The organism is Silicimonas algicola (genome assembly GCF_003970735.1).
In the GTDB taxonomy this organism is placed as follows: domain Bacteria; phylum Pseudomonadota; class Alphaproteobacteria; order Rhodobacterales; family Rhodobacteraceae; genus Silicimonas; species Silicimonas algicola.
The window spans coordinates 772,016-789,891 of the sequence record NZ_CP034588.1; the positions used below are offsets into that span (position 1 = coordinate 772,016).

At 66.5% G+C, this 17,876-nt stretch carries 19 protein-coding genes; 11 read left to right on the forward strand and 8 right to left on the reverse strand.

What is annotated here, in order from left to right:
* From fabB to fabA, 3 genes are all read right to left on the reverse strand, one after another.
* Positions 1 to 1,221 (reverse strand): beta-ketoacyl-ACP synthase I, encoded by a 1,221-nt coding sequence (gene fabB / locus EF888_RS03950; RefSeq protein ID WP_109757548.1) that lies wholly within the window; start codon positions 1,219 to 1,221, stop codon positions 1 to 3.
* A gap of 177 nt (positions 1,222 to 1,398) precedes the next feature.
* Positions 1,399 to 1,638, reverse strand: coding sequence for a hypothetical protein (locus EF888_RS03955; RefSeq protein WP_126918485.1), 240 nt, complete (start codon positions 1,636 to 1,638; stop codon positions 1,399 to 1,401).
* Positions 1,639 to 1,761: 123 nt separating this feature from the next.
* Positions 1,762 to 2,271 (reverse strand): bifunctional 3-hydroxydecanoyl-ACP dehydratase/trans-2-decenoyl-ACP isomerase, encoded by a 510-nt coding sequence (gene fabA, locus EF888_RS03960; protein ID WP_109757549.1) that lies wholly within the window; start codon positions 2,269 to 2,271, stop codon positions 1,762 to 1,764.
* 152 nt (positions 2,272 to 2,423) lie between these two features.
* Between fabA and irrA the strand changes: the two genes are divergently transcribed.
* Positions 2,424 to 2,858 carry an iron response transcriptional regulator IrrA gene (gene irrA, locus EF888_RS03965; protein ID WP_241239795.1) on the forward strand — a complete coding sequence of 145 codons (435 nt, stop codon included), beginning with the start codon at positions 2,424 to 2,426 and terminating at the stop codon, positions 2,856 to 2,858.
* A 13-nt stretch (positions 2,859 to 2,871) separates the two neighbouring features.
* Here irrA and EF888_RS03970 read toward each other — a convergent pair whose 3' ends face one another.
* From EF888_RS03970 to rpsF, 5 genes are all read right to left on the reverse strand, one after another.
* A complete protein-coding gene (locus tag EF888_RS03970; RefSeq protein ID WP_109757550.1) occupies positions 2,872 to 3,768 on the reverse strand; it encodes an MBL fold metallo-hydrolase in 897 nt (298 codons plus the stop codon).
* Between the two features lie 37 nt (positions 3,769 to 3,805).
* On the reverse strand, positions 3,806 to 4,483 hold the full coding sequence (locus EF888_RS03975) for an SOS response-associated peptidase (RefSeq protein WP_109757551.1): 678 nt from the start codon (positions 4,481 to 4,483) through the stop codon (positions 3,806 to 3,808).
* 123 nt (positions 4,484 to 4,606) lie between these two features.
* Positions 4,607 to 5,230: a 50S ribosomal protein L9 gene (rplI, locus tag EF888_RS03980; protein WP_109757552.1), complete on the reverse strand. Its 624-nt coding sequence runs from the start codon at positions 5,228 to 5,230 to the stop codon at positions 4,607 to 4,609.
* Between the two features lie 11 nt (positions 5,231 to 5,241).
* Complete coding sequence (gene rpsR, locus EF888_RS03985; protein WP_109757553.1) at positions 5,242 to 5,469, reverse strand: 30S ribosomal protein S18; 228 nt, start codon at positions 5,467 to 5,469, stop codon at positions 5,242 to 5,244.
* A 14-nt stretch (positions 5,470 to 5,483) separates the two neighbouring features.
* Positions 5,484 to 5,846, reverse strand: a complete 363-nt coding sequence (rpsF, locus tag EF888_RS03990; protein ID WP_109757554.1) for a 30S ribosomal protein S6 — start codon at positions 5,844 to 5,846, stop codon at positions 5,484 to 5,486.
* A 196-nt stretch (positions 5,847 to 6,042) separates the two neighbouring features.
* Between rpsF and EF888_RS03995 the strand changes: the two genes are divergently transcribed.
* From EF888_RS03995 to EF888_RS04040, 10 genes are all read left to right on the forward strand, one after another.
* A complete protein-coding gene (locus EF888_RS03995) occupies positions 6,043 to 6,663 on the forward strand; it encodes a hypothetical protein (RefSeq protein WP_109757555.1) in 621 nt (206 codons plus the stop codon).
* A 243-nt stretch (positions 6,664 to 6,906) separates the two neighbouring features.
* Positions 6,907 to 8,541: a BCCT family transporter gene (locus EF888_RS04000; protein ID WP_109757556.1), complete on the forward strand. Its 1,635-nt coding sequence runs from the start codon at positions 6,907 to 6,909 to the stop codon at positions 8,539 to 8,541.
* Positions 8,542 to 8,729: 188 nt separating this feature from the next.
* Positions 8,730 to 9,386, forward strand: coding sequence for a site-2 protease family protein (locus tag EF888_RS04005; protein WP_109757557.1), 657 nt, complete (start codon positions 8,730 to 8,732; stop codon positions 9,384 to 9,386).
* Positions 9,387 to 9,418: 32 nt separating this feature from the next.
* Positions 9,419 to 10,642, forward strand: a complete 1,224-nt coding sequence (locus EF888_RS04010; RefSeq protein ID WP_109757558.1) for an aminotransferase class V-fold PLP-dependent enzyme — start codon at positions 9,419 to 9,421, stop codon at positions 10,640 to 10,642.
* A gap of 57 nt (positions 10,643 to 10,699) precedes the next feature.
* On the forward strand, positions 10,700 to 12,109 hold the full coding sequence (locus EF888_RS04015) for a cryptochrome/photolyase family protein (protein ID WP_109757559.1): 1,410 nt from the start codon (positions 10,700 to 10,702) through the stop codon (positions 12,107 to 12,109).
* 655 nt (positions 12,110 to 12,764) lie between these two features.
* Positions 12,765 to 13,229, forward strand: coding sequence for a division/cell wall cluster transcriptional repressor MraZ (gene mraZ, locus EF888_RS04020; RefSeq protein ID WP_420902654.1), 465 nt, complete (start codon positions 12,765 to 12,767; stop codon positions 13,227 to 13,229).
* A gap of 2 nt (positions 13,230 to 13,231) precedes the next feature.
* Complete coding sequence (gene rsmH, locus EF888_RS04025) at positions 13,232 to 14,224, forward strand: 16S rRNA (cytosine(1402)-N(4))-methyltransferase RsmH (protein ID WP_109757561.1); 993 nt, start codon at positions 13,232 to 13,234, stop codon at positions 14,222 to 14,224.
* Entirely contained in the window at positions 14,221 to 14,544 is a 324-nt protein-coding gene (gene ftsL / locus EF888_RS04030; protein ID WP_109757562.1) for a cell division protein FtsL, read from the forward strand. The genes rsmH and ftsL overlap by 4 nt, the downstream gene beginning before the upstream one ends.
* On the forward strand, positions 14,541 to 16,322 hold the full coding sequence (locus EF888_RS04035) for a peptidoglycan D,D-transpeptidase FtsI family protein (RefSeq protein ID WP_109757563.1): 1,782 nt from the start codon (positions 14,541 to 14,543) through the stop codon (positions 16,320 to 16,322). Before ftsL ends, EF888_RS04035 begins: the two co-directional genes overlap by 4 nt.
* Before the next feature lie 17 nt (positions 16,323 to 16,339).
* The gene (locus EF888_RS04040) at positions 16,340 to 17,842 is read left to right on the forward strand and encodes a UDP-N-acetylmuramoyl-L-alanyl-D-glutamate--2,6-diaminopimelate ligase (protein ID WP_109757564.1); all 1,503 of its coding nucleotides are present in this window, start codon (positions 16,340 to 16,342) and stop codon (positions 17,840 to 17,842) included.
* Positions 17,843 to 17,876: the final 34 nt, after the last annotated feature.

Sequence of the window (17,876 nt, forward strand, 5' to 3'; positions counted from 1 at the left end):
TCACCCGTGGTATTTGGACATGGCAACGGTGGCGTTGGTGCCGCCGAAGCCGAAGCTGTTCGAGATGACCGTGTCGAGTTCGGCCTCGGTCGTCTTCGTCACGATCTCTTCGGGGCGGATCGCGGGGTCGAGGGTGCGCACGTTGATCGACGGCGCCATGAAGCCCTTTTCCATCATGATGAGCGAATAGATCGCCTCGTGGACGCCCGCGGCGCCGAGCGAATGCCCGGTCATCGACTTGGTCGACGAGATCGGCGCGTGATCCTGTCCGAAGACGCGGCGCACGGCCTCGACCTCGGTCACGTCGCCCACGGGCGTCGAGGTGCCGTGGGCGTTGATGTAATCCACGGTGCGATCGCCGAGCGTCGAGGCGGCAATTCGCATCGACCGTTCGCCGCCCTCGCCAGACGGCGCGACCATGTCGTAGCCGTCGGAGGTGGCGCCGTAGCCCGTGACCTCGGCGTAGATCTTGGCGCCGCGCGCCTTGGCGTGCTCCAGTTCCTCGAGAACCACCATGCCGCCGCCGCCGCCGATCACGAAGCCGTCGCGGCTTTCGTCGAAGGCGCGGGCGGCCTCGGTGGGGGTGTCGTTGTACTTGGACGACATGGCACCCATCGCGTCGAACAGGCAGGAGAGGGTCCAGTCGACCTCTTCGCCCCCGCCCGCGAAGACGATGTCCTGCTTGCCCATCTGGATCTGCTCGGTCCCGTTGCCCATGCAGTGAAGCGTGGTCGAGCAGGCCGAGGTGATGGAGTAGTTGATGCCCTTGATCCTGAACGGCGTAGCGAGGCAGGCCGAGACGGTTGACGACATGCAGCGCGTGACCATGAACGGTCCCATCCGCTTGGGCGCGCCTTTCTGGATCACCGCTTGGTGGGCTTCGAAGAAGTTCGATGTGGACGGACCTCCCGAGCCGGCGACGAGGCCGGTCATCTCGTTCGAGATGTCCGTCTCCTCGAGCCCCGAGTCGGCGATGGCTTGCTGCATGGCGAGGTAGGCATAGGCGGCGGTCGGACCCATGAAGCGCATCTGGCGCTTGTCGATATGATCCTCGAGCACGATGTCGGGAACGCCCGCGATCTGGCTGCGAAAGCCCTTCTCGGCGTACTCGGGTTGGAAGGATATGCCCGACCGGCCCGCACGGAGGCTGGCCTCGACCTCGGCCACGTTGTTGCCGATGGGGCTGACGATGCCCATCCCGGTGATGACGACGCGACGCATGCTGCTCTCCCGTTCTTCGCCCGGGGCCTATGTAGGACGGGCGGGGCCGGAGGGGCAAGCGGTTAGGGGGCGGTGGCTGGCCTTAGGTCGGCGTGGGGCGGATCATTTGGAATTGTGCTGGGCGAGATGGATGACGAACGACGTGGTGGCGCGCAGGTGGTCCAACTCGCGACGACATCACTCAATCTTTGGTTGGAATGTCTTCGCATCCATCTGCTGCAGGAAGTATGCACATGCTTCGCTTTCAGAAGCAAACGTGCGGTAATCGCCGAATTCGCCACGCTCAGAGACTGACACGATCCATTTTCCTCCGAACGTCAGCAATGCAGGCCGATCGTCATCGAATGATCCAATTGAGTATGAGTCCGGATGGATCCCCAGGCCGGTGAGACGTTCGCGAAGTTCTAAGAGGTTCACTGCTAGATCCTGACGGACCGACCGCCCAAGTCGGCCTACAAAGGATGCCGTTGACCTGGCACCGACCGCCAACGTTACACACGCCAGCTTCCTATCGGTCAAGCCACCACGACTTGGTCGGGCTCAGGTCTCGCTCAACGCCACCTTCATGTCCTTCACCACGTAGATGACGTCGCCGTCCGCTTCGACGATGCCGTCGGCGACGCCCATGGTCAGGCGGCGGGTCTGGATCGCCTTGGTGAAATCGACCTTGTAGGTCAGCATCTTGCGGTCGGGCCGCACCATGCCGGTCAGTTTCACCTCGCCCACGCCGAGCGCGTATCCGCGCCCCTGCCAGCCCCGCCAGCCGAGGTTGAAGCCGGTAAGCTGCCACAGGCCGTCGAGCCCGAGGCAGCCCGGCATGATCGGGTTGCCGGGGAAGTGGCACTCGAAGAACCAGAGGTCGGGGGTGATGTCGAACTCGGCCACGACATGACCCTTGCCGTGTTCGCCGCCGTCTCCGCTGATTTCGGTGATGCGGTCCATCATCAGCATGGGCGGGGCGGGAAGCTGGGCGTTGCCGGGACCGAAGAGCTCTCCACGCGCGCAGGCGAGCAGCGCGTCCTTGTCGAAGCAGGTGGGGAAATCGGCCATGCGCGCTCCGTTCCGGTATTGTTGCCGTTCTGTCGCACGCCCCATAGCAGGGGGGTCGAATGTGGCGCAAGGGGAGACAAATCCCCGGGATGTCCGCGACTTCGCGCGGAAACGCATTGAACCGGAGGCTTCAGGCTTATTATATGGAGGCGATGACCGACCCGATGCGCCTGAACCGCAAACCGAAGGAACGTTCCGCCGACTGGCTGGGACGGGCCGGGTTGCGTCCGACGCGTCAGCGCGTGGCGCTGGCCGAGTTGCTGATCGGCGACGGCAAGCCGCGCCACGTCACCGCCGAGGGTCTTCATGCCGCCGCGCAGGACCACGGCGACGCGGTGTCGCTCGCAACCGTCTACAACACGTTGCGCGCCTTCTGCGATGCGGGGCTGGTGCAGGAGATCACCGTCGACGGCTCGAAGAGCTATTTCGACACCCGCACCGACGATCATCCGCATTTCTACTGGGAAGAGGATGCGCGCCTCGTCGACGCCCCGGCCGAGGAGCTGGAGATCGCGCGGCTGCCGCAGGCCCCCAAGGGCGCCGAGATCGCCAAGGTCGACGTGGTCATCCGGCTGCGCCGTACCTGAGCCTGCGCGAGCCCTAGAACCGGTTGAGCGGAATCCTCAGGTAGCTGTGACCATCACCCTCCGCCGGAGGAGCCTTTCCGGCGCGGAGGTTCATCTGGAGGACGTGCAGCATCCTGTCGGGCAGGGGTAGCGTCCTGTCCCGCGCCTGACGCGTCTCGATGAATTCCGATTTCGTCACGCCGCCGCCGATGTGCGCGTTATGCCGGCGGTGTTCGCGCACGGTTGCCTCCCATTGAGGCGCCCTATCCCCTGTCCCGTAGTCATGGCCGACGAAGAGGCGCGTCTCGTCGGGCAGCGCGAGGATCTTCTGAAGGGAATCCCACAGGTCCTCGGCCGATCCGCCGGGGAAATCGGCGCGCGTAGTGCCCACGTCGGGCTGCATCAAGGTGTCATGCACGAAGGCCGCATCGTCGCCCACGACATAGGTGATCGAGCCGAGCGTATGGCCGGGCGAAAGCATCACGCGGACGGGCAGGGTGCCGATGGCGAAGGTGTCGCCGTCCGCGAAAAGGCGTGCGAAATCGCGTGTCGGATCGAAGGCGTCGGGCAGGTTGTAGAGGTCGCGCCAGAGGCGGGCGATCTCGACCACCTTCTCGCCGATGGCGTTCGGTGCGCCTGTCTCGGCGGCGAGCCATGCCGAGGCCATGGCGTGATCGGCGTGGGGGTGGGTGTCGAGGACCCACTCGATCTCGAGGCCCTCGCTTTCGGCAAACCGCAGGATGTGTCGGGCCGCGTCGACGTCGGTGGCGGCGCTGCGGGGATCGAAGCCCTGCACCACGTCGATTGTCGCGGCCTTCCGGGTCGCGGGACAGGCCACGAGATATTGCACGCTGCCGGTGTCCTCGTCGTAGAAACCGAAGACGTCGGGCGATCCGGGACCGGCCGAGGAATTGGTGCGGGACGGGGGCATGGCGTCTCTCCTTATCACATTCGGGTAATGGAATGCGTCAGGATGGGTTGGGTTCCCTCAGCGGCTCCACGAGGTCGGAACCGGACGCCCGGTTCGAATTCACGCGCGGATCGACGCGGTGGAAGGCCAGCGCCTCGTCGGGAGCGGGAATCATCAGGTTGGCAGCCCCCTTGCCGTCCTCGCCCAGCCACTTGGCCCAGTCGTCGCGGGCGAGGACGACGGGCATCCGGTGGTGGATGCGCGACATCGGGGCATTCGCCTCGGTCGTGACGATGGCGCAGGTCGTATAGGCCTCGTCGCCGCGCTCCCAGTCCTGCCAGACGCCGGCGAAGGCGATGAGGTCGTCCTCGGCCGGATGGATGAACCAGGGCAGGCGGTTGCCGGCCTCGTCCTTGGTCCATTCGTAGAAACCCGAGGCCGGGATCAGGCAGCGCCGCTCGCGGCAGGCGGCGCGAAAGGCGGGCTTCTCGGCGATCGTCTCGGCGCGGGCGTTGATGAGGAGGGGGCCATCGCTGGTCGTCTTGTACCAGTGCGGCAGGAAGCCCCAGCGCATCGGCCTGAGCCTGCGGTGGCCGTCGGCCGAGGTGACGGTGTGGACGGTGTTCGTGGGGCAGACGTTGTAGTTCGGGATTTGCGGCAGATCGTTCGCCGGCACGGCGTCGAAAAGCTGTGCCATGGCGTCGTCGGGCAGGGTGATGGCAAAGCGTCCGCACATGGGGCCAGCCTACAAGGCAACTTCAAGGGCGGAAAGGCGTGAGGAGGCCGAAGCGCCCCGTGCCGGCCTATAAAAACAAAAGGCCGCCCGAGGGCGGCCCTTCGCGTTCTGTTCCGGACGGTCTCAGGCGTCGTCGTCCGTCTCGCGCTCGTCGCGCGGGCGGCGGTCGTCGCGGTCCTGCTCGTCCATCTCGGCGGCACCGATCTCGTCGAACAGCTCGGCGATCTCGGCGTCGGCTTGCGCCTCTTCCTCGGCCGCCTGCTCGGCGATGTTGATGCCCTTGGACTGAAGCTCGGCCTCTTCGGGCGAGCGCGCGACGTTCAGTTCGATCGTCGCTTCGACTTCCGGGTGCAGCGTGATGCCAACCTTGTGGATGCCGAGTTCCTTGATCGGGGTCGTGATGTTGACCTGCCGGCGCTCGATGGTGAAGCCGGCCTCGGCCGCCGCGTCGGCGGCGTCACGAGTGGTGACCGAACCATAGAGCGCGCCGCCATCGGACGCCTGCCGGATGAGGACGAACTGCTGGCCGTCGAGACGGGCGGCCATCGAGTCGGCCTCTTTCTTGGTCTCGAGGTTGCGCGCCTCGAGCTGGGCCTTGTCGGCTTCGAACGCCTTGATGTTCGTTTCCGAGGCCCAGAGGGCCTTCTTCTGCGGCAGAAGATAGTTGCGGGCGTAGCCGTCCTTGACGGAAACGACTTCGCCCATCTGGCCCAGCTTGGCCACGCGTTCGAGAAGGATAACCTGCATGGGTGCTCTCCTTACTTCACGGTGTACGGCAGAAGGGCGAGGAAGCGGGCGCGCTTGATGGCGCGGGCCAGTTCACGCTGCTTCTTCGCCGACACGGCGGTGATGCGGGACGGGACGATCTTGCCGCGCTCGGAAATGTAGCGCTGCAGGAGCTTCGTGTCCTTGTAGTCGATCTTCGGCGCGTCGTCGCCCGAGAACGGGCAGACCTTGCGGCGGCGGAAAAACGGTTTTGCGGCCATGATCTAGTTCCTTCTCAGCGGCGCTCGCGGCGGCCATCCCGGCCTTCGCGTTCGTCGGACTTGCGCATCTGCGCGCTGGGGCCTTCCTCGTGCTCGTCGACCTTCACGGTCAGGACGCGCATGACGTCCTCGTGCAGGCGCATGAGACGCTCCATCTCCTGCACGGCGGGCGCGGGCGCGTCCGAGCGCATGAGGGCATAGTGGCCCTTGCGGTTCTTGTTGATCTTGTAGGCCATCGTCTTGACGCCCCAGTACTCGCTCTCGACGACCTTGCCGCCGTTGTCCGCGAGAACCGTGCCGAAATGTTCGATGAGGCCTTCGGCCTGCGTGTTGGAAAGATCCTGACGCGCGATCATCACATGCTCGTAAAGCGGCATGTCTTCTCCAGTTCTGTCAGGGCGCACTTCATAGGACGGGCATGATATCCGCCGCTCCCGTCCACGAGAGGGTGCGCCGGTCAAACGATCGGCGGCGGACCGGGGGCTTATACACGCCACCGGGCTTTATACAAGGCGTCTCATTGTTGCCTCTTTTGCTGGCTATCGGGGCTGGACGGGACACAGACGAAGCGGGATGAACAGGATCAGCCGAATAAGCGACGATGTCGTCGAAACGCCCCTTCTGGCGCAGATCGAGATGCCTTGGGGTTTCAGGCTGCGCCCGGCGGACATGCAGGAAAAGCCGCTCGACCTGCTGGTCGAATGGTCGCTGACGTTCCTCGGATTGGCATTCCTTCTCGCCGCCTTCGCCCAGTGGCTGCTGCCTGGCTCGATCTACATGGGCGATGCGCTGACCATGAAGCTGGTCCTGACCTGCGTCCTGGGCGTGTTGGGGGGGCTTTGCCTGTCGGTGTCACCCCGCGGCTTCCGTCCCGAGGTGCAGGTCGACCGTCTGAGGCACGAGGTCCGCTTTGTCTCGCGCAATCCGCGGGGGCGGGGTCAGGTCCTTGCGACAGTCGACCTCGACCAGATCATCGGCGTCGGCATCACCCGGTCCATCTCGTCGGGCGACTGCCATTGCCTGATCTACCTGATCGACGGGACGAAGCCGCTGCGGCTGGCGACCGGCACCGAGCCCGAGATCCGCGAAATCCGCGCCCGCATGGACACCTATGTCACGCCCCCGGCCGAACGGCTGGCGGCGAAGATGGCCGCCGCGGCGCGCCGCCCCTCGATGACCGCAAAGACCGCCTGAGAGCGTCGCGAACGGGCCACACCTGTCGTTTTCGGCACGAAATCGCCGCTTGTGCGGTACCCGGGACGCCCGACCGTCCCTAGGCTGCACGACCAGAGACCGCCTTGCGGTCCCTGCGCGGCGTGATGCGCGCGTCAGCATCGCCAATCGGACAGCGGCAACGACCGCAGGCTTTCGCACCGTGCTCCTCTTCGAGCGTCACCACAGCGTGCGAATCACAAAAACGCGGAAGGGAGGACGACCATGACCGACCAGACGGCAAACCAGGGCATACCCGAGCCCGAGGGGCCGGTCGAGATCATCGACACGGACTATCGCATCGGACAAAGCAACGTCGAAGGCTCTCTCGGGCCTTTCGGCTTCGACATCCACAACCCGGTCTTCCTCGTATCGGGGCTGACCATCGTGTTCTTCGTGTTCTACGCGCTCGCTCTGCCCGAGCAGTCCGCGGAATTCTTCGGCTGGCTCCGGCCCGCCACCACGGCGACCTTCGACTGGTTCTTCCTCGCCGCGGCTGACATCTTCGTGGTGTTTTGCCTCTTTCTGATCGTCAGCCCCTGGGGCGGCGTGAGGATCGGCGGCAAGGAGGCCACCCCCGACTATACCTACATCGGCTGGTTCGCGATGCTCTTCGCGGCAGGCATGGGCATCGGGCTGATGTTCTATGGCGTCTCCGAACCGCTCAGCCACTTCTCGACCTCGCTCGGCGGCGTCGCGGGAGAGGGCGGGGTGCGTTCGGACTGGGCGCCGCTCGGCGGGGCCGAGGGCGACGCGGCCGAGGCTGCGCGGCTTGGCATGGCGGCGACCATCTTCCACTGGGGTCTGCACCCTTGGGCGATCTATGCCATCGTGGCGCTGGCGCTGGCGCTTTTCACCTACAACAAGGGCCTGCCGCTGACGATCCGCTCGGCCTTCTACCCGATCTTCGGCGAGAGGGTCTGGGGCTGGACCGGCCACATCATCGATATCCTCGCGGTCTTCGCCACGCTCTTCGGCCTGGCGACGTCGCTCGGCTTCGGGGCGACGCAGGCCAACGCCGGCCTGAACGAGCTGTTCGGAGTTCCCACAGGGCCCACGACAGAAGTCGTCCTGATCTCGATCATCACGGCGGTTGCGCTGATCTCGGTCCTGCGCGGTCTCGACGGCGGCGTGAAGGTCCTGTCCGAGATCAACATGGGCCTCGCCGCCCTTCTGCTGCTGTTCGTCCTGATTGTCGGACCGACGGTGGCGATCGTGACGGGGTTCGCGTCCAGCCTCTTTGCCTATGTCGAATACCTGCCCGCGCTGGCGAACCCCTTCGGTCGCGAGGACCTGAACTTCAGCCAGGGCTGGACGGCGTTCTACTGGGCCTGGTGGATTTCCTGGTCACCGTTCGTGGGCATGTTCATCGCCCGCGTCAGCCGGGGGCGGAGCGTGCGCGAATTCCTGATCTGCGTCCTTCTGATCCCCAGCCTCGTCTGCGTGTTCTGGATGAGCGTCTTCGGCGGTACGGCGATCACCCAGGTCGTGCAGGACGGCTATACGGGCGCTCAGGACGCGGCGCTCGAACTGCAGCTGTTCCGGATGCTGGATGCGCTGCCGCTGGCCTCGATCACCTCGTTCATCGGGATCATCCTCGTCGTGGTGTTCTTCGTGACGTCTTCGGACTCGGGGTCGCTTGTCATCGACACCATCACGGCGGGCGGAAAGATCGACGCGCCGGTCCCGCAGAGGGTCTTCTGGTGCATCTTCGAAGGGGCCGTGGCGATCGTCCTCCTTCTCGGTGGAGGCCTCGCGGCGCTTCAGGCCATGGTCATCACGACCGGGCTGCCGTTCACGGTCGTCCTCCTTGTGATGTGCTGGGCCATCATCAAGGGCCTGCGGGCCGAGCCCCGATAACATCGAACCGGCGGCGCGCCAGACGCGCCGCCGGTCCCGCCGCGACAGCCTCTGTCCCCACGACGGAAACGCGCCGTTCGCCCGAAGGCAACAGATGCTGCGCGATTGCCGCCCCCGCGCCCTCTGCGTCCCACGTTTTCGCCCCACTCGCCGTCCAGTTTCGGGACGGTCTGGTGCAGAGGCGACGAATGTTCAGAGACAATCCTCTCTTCGAGTTCCGCGGCCCCTGGGGCGTGCCCGTGCAGATCGGCGTGACGATCCTGCTTCTGCCGCTGATCTTCATCGACTTCGGCGGTACGTCCCGCGACCTGGCGTTCGACGTGATGTTCACGGCGATCCTTCTGGGGTCGATCTTCCTGCACGAACTGGGACACGCCTGGGGCGCGCTGGTCCAGGGCGTCCCCGTCGAGAGGATCGTGCTCTACGGCGGCGGCGGGTTCTGCCAGCAGACGCGGTCGGCCACCCGGTACGAAACCGAGCTGATCGTGGCGATGGGGCCGCTCGTGAACCTTGCCCTTTGGGCGCTGGCAGGGCTGACGTGGCCGCACATCGGCGACCCGGAGATCCGGTGGGTGTTCCAGACCGTCGCCTGGGTGAACGGGTTTCTCTTCGTGATGAACATGATCCCGGTTCACCCTCTCGACGGGGGCAAGCTGTTTCAGCTTGCGCTGTTGCGCGTCCTGCCGTCCGAGGCCGCGATCCTCGTCAGCGGCTCGGTCGGCCTTTTCGTGGCGATCCTCTGGCTGCCGGCGATGGTGTCCTTCTACCTTGCGACGGGGGCCGCGCTGTTCTTCATCCCTTCGGTCCGCCTTCACTGGGAGATGCTGAGACAGCGGCGGGCTTGACCTCGGACGGGCGGGCGCGTTGTCTCGCGCCCATGACCGACCTCGACATCGACTTCGTTCGCGCCCAGTTCCCCGCCTTCGACGAACCTTCGTTGCAGGAGCTTGCCTTCTTCGAGAACGCGGGTGGCTCCTATCCCTGCCGCTTCGTGACCGAGCGGCTTGCGCGCTTCTACCGCGAGCGCAAGGTGCAACCCTACGGGCCCTTCGACGCGAGCCGCGTGGGCGGCGAGGAAATGGACCAGGCCCGGATTCGACTTGCGGCGATGCTGGGCGTCGAGACGGACGAACTCAGCTTCGGTCCGTCGACCTCGCAGAACACCTACGTGCTCGCGCAGGCCTTCAGGCGCTGGCTGCCCGAAGGCGCCGCGATCGTCGTCACCGACCAGGATCACGAGGCCAATTCGGGCGCGTGGCGGCGGCTGGCCGAAGACGGCTTCGAGGTGCGGGAATGGAAGATGGATCCGGCGACGGGTCATCTCGATCCGGCCAAGCTCGAACCTTTGTTGGACGGTGCGAGACTCCTGGCATTCCCGCATTGCTCGAATGTCGTGGGCGAGGTCAACGACGTCGCGGCCATCGTGCGACTTGCACACGCCGCCGGGGCTGTGGCCTGCGTCGATGGCGTAAGCTACGCGCCGCACGGGTTCCCGGACGTCGGCGCGCTTGGCGCGGACATCTACCTGTTCTCGGCCTACAAGACCTATGGTCCGCACCAGGGGCTGATGGTGGTCCGCCGCGCCCTGGGGGAGGCATTGCCGAACCAGGGGCATTGGTTCAACGGCGACGCGCTTTACAAGCGGTTCACGCCGGCGGGACCGGACCATGCGCAGATCGCGGCCTGCGCCGGCATGGCGGACTATATCGACCGCCTCCACGCGTCGCTCGGCGGATCGCACGGAACACCCAGGGAGCGGGCGGCCAGGGTACATGACGCGATGCGGCGGCGCGAAACGGCGCTGCTCGAACCACTTCTCGATTTCCTTTCGGACCGCAACGACGTCCGGCTTCTTGGGCCGGGAGAGGCCGAAGCGCGGGCGCCGACGGTGGCGATCCATTGCGATCGGCCCGGCGCGGCGCTGGCCGCCGAACTGGCGCGGCATGACATCGGCGCGGGCGGGGGCGATTTCTATGCCGTTCGTCCGCTCAAGGCGCTCGGCATCGATCCCGGACACGGCGTCCTGAGGGTGAGCTTCACGCACTACACGACGAGCGAAGAGGTCGCCCGCCTGATCGCGGCGCTGGACCATGTCCTCTGAGGATTGACCGGGGGGCGTCCGCGTCTAGGTCCAGCGGGAAAAGGGGACTTAGGGGACATGGCGGCACCGGCGATCTGGTGGGTCCGGAAGGATCTTCGGCTGGGCGACAACGCGGCACTGACCGACGCCGCGAGACTGGGCCCGGTCCTGCCGGTCTTCATCCTGGACGAGGTTTTTCAAGAGTACGGCGCCTGCCCTCTGTGGCGGTTCGGCCTCGGCGTCGCGCATCTGGCGCGGACGCTCGAAGCGGCGGGATCGCGGCTGATCCTGCGGCGTGGGCCGGCGGCGGACGTCCTGTCCGGGCTCTGCCGCGAGACCGGAGCGGCGGCGGTTCGGTGGAGCAGGGCCTATGACCCGGATCAGGTCGCGCGCGACAGGGGCGTGAAAGCGGCGCTGGACGAGCAGGGGATCGACGCCGCGAGCCTCCCCGGCCACGTTCTCTTCGAGCCATGGACCGTCGAGACCGGCGGGGGCGGCTACTACAAGGTCTACTCGCCGTTCTGGCGGTCGGTCCGCGACCGCGACGTGGGCCGGCAGCTTCCCCGCCCGGATTTCGCCGTGCCCGTCCGCTGGCCGGAGAGCGAGACGCTGGAGGACTGGAACCTCGCGGGACCGATGCGTCGTGGTGCGGACGTCGTCGAGCCGCACCTGACCGTCGGCGAGGATCGCGCGGCGTCCCGTCTCGACGCTTTCGTCGTGCATCGGCTGGACGGCTACAAAGAGAGCCGCGACGTCGTGGCCGAGGATGGGACATCGGGCCTGTCCGAGAACCTCGCCTGGGGCGAGATTTCGCCACGCGCCTGCTGGCACGCGGGGATGCAAGCGGTCGATGACGGCAGGGCGGGCGCCGAGACCTTCCTGAAGGAGCTGGCCTGGCGCGAGTTCGGCTATCACCTCGTATGGCACACACCCCGCCTCGTAAGCGCCAACTGGCGCGAGGGGTGGGACAGCTTTCCCTGGAACGAGGACGAGCGGCGCGCCGAGGTGACGGCCTGGACGCAGGGGCGCACGGGTGTGGCCTTCGTGGATGCCGCGATGCGCGAGATGTTCGTGACGGGGCGGATGCACAACCGGGCGCGGATGATCGTAGCCAGCTATCTGACCAAGCATCTGATGGCACACTGGCGGATCGGGCAGCGCTGGTTCGAGCACTGCCTTTGCGACTGGGATCCGGCGTCCAATGCGCTCGGCTGGCAATGGACGGCCGGATCGGGACCTGACGCGGCGCCCTACTTCCGCATCTTCAATCCCCAGACGCAGGCCGACCGCTTCGATCCCAAGGGCGTCTATCGAGACCGCTGGATCGCCGAAGGGCGCGACGCGCCGACCGAAACGGCGCTGTCCTATTTCGACTCGATCCCGAAGCGGTGGGGCATGTCGCCCGGCGATGCCTACCCTGAGCCCGTCGTCGCACTGGACGAGGGCAGGGCTCGGGCGCTTGCGGCCTACGAGAAACGCAACTTCTGACGGTTTGCTCCGTCCTGCCTGGATCAGACAGGACCGGGTCGTAAGGCGCGCGGCCCGCAAGGTGTGCGGTCGACTGCCGACGCTTCCCGTCCACGTGAGATGGTCCGGCATGGGAAACGACTCGGATTCGGATTTATCGGACCCGGATTCGGGTGATTTTCTCGGCTGAAACCGCCTCGGATCGCATCCGCTCTAGCTCTCATGGGAAAAAATGGTACTCCCTGGCACATCTATATTTAGTTTATAGGAAGCTAAAAATCCAGATATGGATACAATATGTGGAGGCGCGCGACATAAGCAACGAGACGTAGCTCCATGAGTTCCCAAATTTTTTGTTGCGTACCACGAATTCCCATGGCACTTAATGTTCACCGGATGACGCGGGACAGCGAATGGGGCAGCAAACGACCCCAGGCAGAACCAAAAAAGAGCAGGTTTCATACAGGCTCCCGCTTCATCCAACACAGAGATCCGGCGCGCGAGCGAGCAGACATCCCCCCAGGTGGCGCGCGCAGCTGGAGAAACCCGGAAACGGGACGAGGGCGGCGGATTGGACAGTGGCAGCAGTCCGATCCGCCGTTCCGCATTTTTAGGGGGCTGAAAAAGGGGCCGCGGGACAGTGGTTCGAAGGTTCAGAGGCGAAAGCGTCCAGAAGGTGGACGCGAAGGGCAGGGTGTCGATCCCGGCTTCATTCCGCCGTGTCCTCGAAGACTGCGACCCGAACTGGTCCGACGGCAAGGCTCCCGAACTCGTCATCGTCTACGGCGACGAGAGCCGCGATTACCTGGAATGCTTCACCATCGACTCGGCCAACGATGTGGACGAACAGATCGGGCGCCTTCCGCGTGGCGCCCCCGCGAGGAAGAAGCTGGAAAAGCTGTTCAACGGACAATCCCTGCCGGCGTCGGTAGACGAAACGGGCCGCATCGTGCTTCCCGCGAAACTGCGCCAGAAGATCGGCATCGACGGCGAGGCCTATTTCATCGCCATGGGCGACACCTTCCAGATCTGGAAGCCCGAGACCTTCGAGGCGCAGGACGCCGAGGTCGAAGAGGCTTTGGAACCGCTGCCGCCGGGCGCGGACGTCTGGATGCTTCTCGACAGGGCGGGGCCAAACTGATCATGGCCGCCGCTGCCCGCGCCCCCGCCGACCCCCCGCATATTCCAGTCATGCTCGACGCCATCCTCGAGGCCTGCGCGCCGATCCGGGGCGTCTGGCTCGACGGGACCTTCGGGGCGGGCGGATACGCGCGCGGACTTCTCGCTGCGGGAGCGGACCGGGTGATCGGCGTCGACCGCGATCCGCTGGCGTTTCGACTGGCGGACGACTGGGCTGCAGAGTACGGCGACCGGCTCCGCCTCGTCGAAGGCACCTTCTCCGACCTCGACGACCATGCAGGCGAGCCTCTGGATGGCGTCGTCCTCGACCTCGGGGTGTCGTCGATGCAGATCGATACGCCCGAGCGTGGGTTTTCGTTCATGTCCGACGGTCCTCTCGACATGCGGATGAGCCAGGAGGGGCCAAGTGCCGCCGACATCGTAGCTTCCGCGCGCGAAGAAGACCTGGCGGACATTCTCTATCACTATGGCGAAGAGCGGGCGTCTCGTGCCATCGCGCGGGCCATCGTGAAAGCGCGGCAGGACGCGCCGATTGCCACGACCGGTGCCCTCGTGCGGGTCGTGGAAGCCGTCCTGCCGCGACCAAAACCTGGGCAGAGCCACCCGGCCACGCGCACGTTTCAGGCGCTGAGGATCGCGGTGAACGACGAATTCGGCCAGCTCGTGGATGGCCTCGAAGCGGCCGAGCGCGCCCTTGTCGCAGGCGGTTGGCTTGCGGTCGTCAGCTTCCATTCGCTGGAGGACAGGGTCATGAAGCGCTTCTTCCAGGAGCGCGCCGGCACGGCAGGCGGTGTCAGCCGGCATTTGCCTGAGACCGAGGTCGAAGCCCCCCGCTTCGAGGCCCGCAACAAGGCCATCGCGCCGACGTCGGCCGAGACCGCGCGCAATCCCCGCGCCCGCTCCGCGAAGCTGCGCGTCGGCCGGCGCACCGACGCCCCGGCAGGGCGTGTCGACCGCCGCAAGCTCGGGCTGCCCAAACTGGTGAGGGCCGCATGAGATCGCTCATCTCGATCCTGACCGCGTGTTTCGTCATGGCCCTGGCCGTCTGGGCCTATCGCCAGAACTACGAGACCCAGGCGCGCCTGCGAGAGGTGCGTGACCTGCGCACCGAGATCGCCGACCTGCGTGAGCGTGCCAGTGTCCTGCGCGCCGAGTGGGCCTATCTGAACCGTCCCGACCGGCTCGCCGACCTGGCCGACATGAACTTCGACCGTCTCGGCCTGCTGCCGCTGCGCCCGGAGCATTTCGGCAGGATCGACGAGATCGCCTATCCCGTCACCAACGTGCAGGACGTGATGCAGAGGGACGACCAATGACCCGGACGCCGCTGCGCCCCCTCGCGCGCATCCTTGCCGCCCGCCGCGCCGGCGAAAACCCGGACGCCATCGAACGCGCCAACCTTGCGGCGCGTCACGAAGCCGACCGCGACGAACAACGTCAGCGGGCCGAAGGGCGACTTCTGGTTTTGGGCATCGTCTTCCTCTGCGCCTTCTTCATGGTCGGCATGAAGATGTCGGTCCTTGCCGCGTCCGACCCCGCCGAGCCCCGGGCGCTGGCGAGCGGCGCGCAGATCGTGGCGGCGCGCGCAGACATCACCGACCGCAACGGGCGGATCCTGGCCACCAACCTGACCACGCATTCGCTTTATGCGCAGCCGCCGCAGATGATCGACCCCGAGCGGTCGGCGCACGAGCTGGCCGCGATCTTTCCCGACCTCGATGCCGACAAGCTGGTCAAGCTGTTCACGGGCAAGCGCAAATTCATCTGGATCAAGCGGCGCATCAGCCCCGAGCAGCAGCAGGCCGTCTTCGATATCGGCGATCCCGGGCTTCTGTTCGGTCCGCGTGAGATGCGGCTCTACCCGAATGGTCATCTCGCGGCCCACATCCTGGGAGGGGCGGGATTCGGCCGCGAAGGCGTCACCTCGGCCGAGCTGATCGGCGTGGCGGGAATCGAACGCGCGATGGACGAGACGCTGAGCGACCCGGGACGGGGCGACGTGCCTCTGCGCCTCTCGCTCGACCTGACAGTGCAGGCGGCAGTCGAGCGCGTTCTGGCGGGCGGGATGCGGCTGATGAACGCCAAGGGCGCGGCGGCGATCCTCATGGACGCACAGAACGGCGAGATCCTCGCGATGGCGAGCCTGCCCGACTTCGACCCGAACGACCGTCCGCGCCCTCTCGTCAAGGGCGACCCGGCGGAAAGCCCGCTGTTCAATCGTGCGGTGCAGGGCGTCTACGAACTCGGCTCCACCTTCAAGGTCTTCGCCGCCGCGCAAGCCATCGAGGAACGGCTCGTCAGCCGCAGCACCTGGATCGACACCAAGGGCCCGCTGACATGGGGCCGCCACCGTATCCACGATCTCTACGACCACGGTCCTGCGCTTACGGTCGAGGACGTGATCGTTGAATCGTCCAACATCGGTACGGCGCGGATCGCCATGATGATCGGTCCGGAGAGGCAGCAGGATTTCCTCGGGCGTCTCGGCCTGTTCTCGCCGACGCAGGTGGAGTTGATCGAGGCTCCGGGCGCCAAACCGCTGCTTCCGAAGACCTGGTCCGAAATCCACGCGATGACGATTTCTTACGGGCACGGCATGTCCGCCTCGCCGCTGCACCTGGCGACCGCCTATGCGTCGCTTCTGAACGGCGGACACGAGGTGAAACCCACACTCTTGATACAGGAGGCCCCGGTCCGGGGCAGGCAGGTCGTCAGCGAGAACACCTCGCAGCAGATGCGTGAATTCCTCCGTCAGGTGGTCCAGCGCGGCACGGCGACCCTGGCCGAGGTTCCGGGCTACCGCGTCGCGGGCAAGACCGGGACGGCCGACAAGCCGAAGCCGCAGGGCGGATACTACGAGGACAAGGTGATCGCCACCTTCGCCGGGGTCTTCCCGGCCGACGACCCGCGCTACGTGCTCGTCGTCACGCTCGACGAGCCTGTCGAGACCAGTGGATCGGAGCCACGCCGGACGGCCGGATGGACCGCGGTTCCCGTGGCGGCCGAAGTGATCCGGCGGGCGGCTCCTCTCCTGGGGTTGGCGCCTGGCGTTGAACCTTCGGCGGTCGAGGGTGTAACACTGGCGCGGAACTGAAGCGGGGCACGAACCGGATGCAGACCCGGCCAAAGACCAAGACACTGGCCGAGCTCGGGCTGACGGCGAAGAACGTGGCCGGCGCCCGTGTGACAGGCTTGTCCGTCGACAGCCGCGACGTGTCGGAAGGTCATCTCTTCGCCGCGCTGCCCGGCGCGAAGGTGCATGGCGGGGAATTCATCCAGTACGCCGTGCGGCAGCGCGCGGGCGCGGTCCTCACCGACCGCAAGGGCGCCGAGATTGCCCAGGCCGTGCTGACAGAGAGCGGCGTGCCGCTCATCGTGGTCGAAGAACCGCGAGAGGCGCTCGCCTTCGCTGCAGCACTCTGGTTCGAGGACCAGCCCGACGTTCAGGTCGCCGTCACGGGCACCAACGGCAAGACCAGCGTGGCGAGCTTCACCCGGCAGCTCTGGACCGAGATGGGGGCCGAGGCGGCCAGCGTGGGCACGACAGGGATCGAGGGCGCCTTTACCATGCCCCTCCGCCACACGACGCCCGAACCGATCACGCTGCACCGCGCATTGGCCCAGATGGCGGAGGCGGGCGTCACGCACATGGCGATGGAGGCGTCGTCCCACGGGCTGGCGCAGCGGCGACTGGACGGGGTGCGTCTGTCGGCGGGGGCCTTCACCAATCTCAGCCAGGATCACCTCGACTACCATGCCGACTTCGAGGACTACTTCGCCGCCAAGGCGGGGCTCTTCGACCGCGTGCTGCCCGAGGATGCGGCAGCCGTCATCAACATCGACGACGCCTGGGGTCCGCGCATGGCCGAGGTGGCCGACATGCGCGGCCTTGACGTGCTGACCGTGGGACGCGACCGCCGCGCGGCGCTCCAGATCCTCGGCCAGAGGTTCGACGCGACGGGGCAGGAGCTGCGCTTCGAGTGGGGGGGCCGCATCCGGCAGGTGCGCATGGGTCTCATCGGCGGATTCCAGGCCGAGAACGCGCTGATCGCCGCAGGGCTGTGCATCGCGACGGGCGCCGAGCCGGAAGAGACCTTCGACACGATGCACACGCTTCAGACCGTGCGCGGCCGGATGCAGTTCGCCGCGCGGCGCGAGAACGGCGCGACGGTCTTCATCGACTACGCGCATACGCCCGACGCCCTGGCGACGGCGCTGAGGGCTGTCAGGCCGCACGTCCTCGGTCGCCTCGTGGTCGTTTTCGGCGCGGGCGGCGACCGCGACAAGGGCAAGCGCCCTCTCATGGGACGCGCCGCCGCCGATCATGCCGACGTCGTCTTCGTCACCGACGACAACCCCCGCTCGGAGGACCCCTCGCTGATCCGGGCCGAGGTCCTGGCCGGCACCCGGCTGGGAGCCGCAGAGGTGATCGAGGTCGGCGACCGCGCCGAGGCGATCCTGCGCGCCGTGGACGCCTTGTCCCCAGGCGACACGCTTCTTGTCGCGGGCAAGGGCCACGAGACGGGCCAGATCGTCGGCGACGCCATCCTTCCCTTCGACGATGCCGAACAAGCCAGCGTCGCCGTCGCGGCGCTGGACGGGAAGGGGCTGTGACCGTCCCCCTCTGGACGTCCGCGGCCGCCCGCGC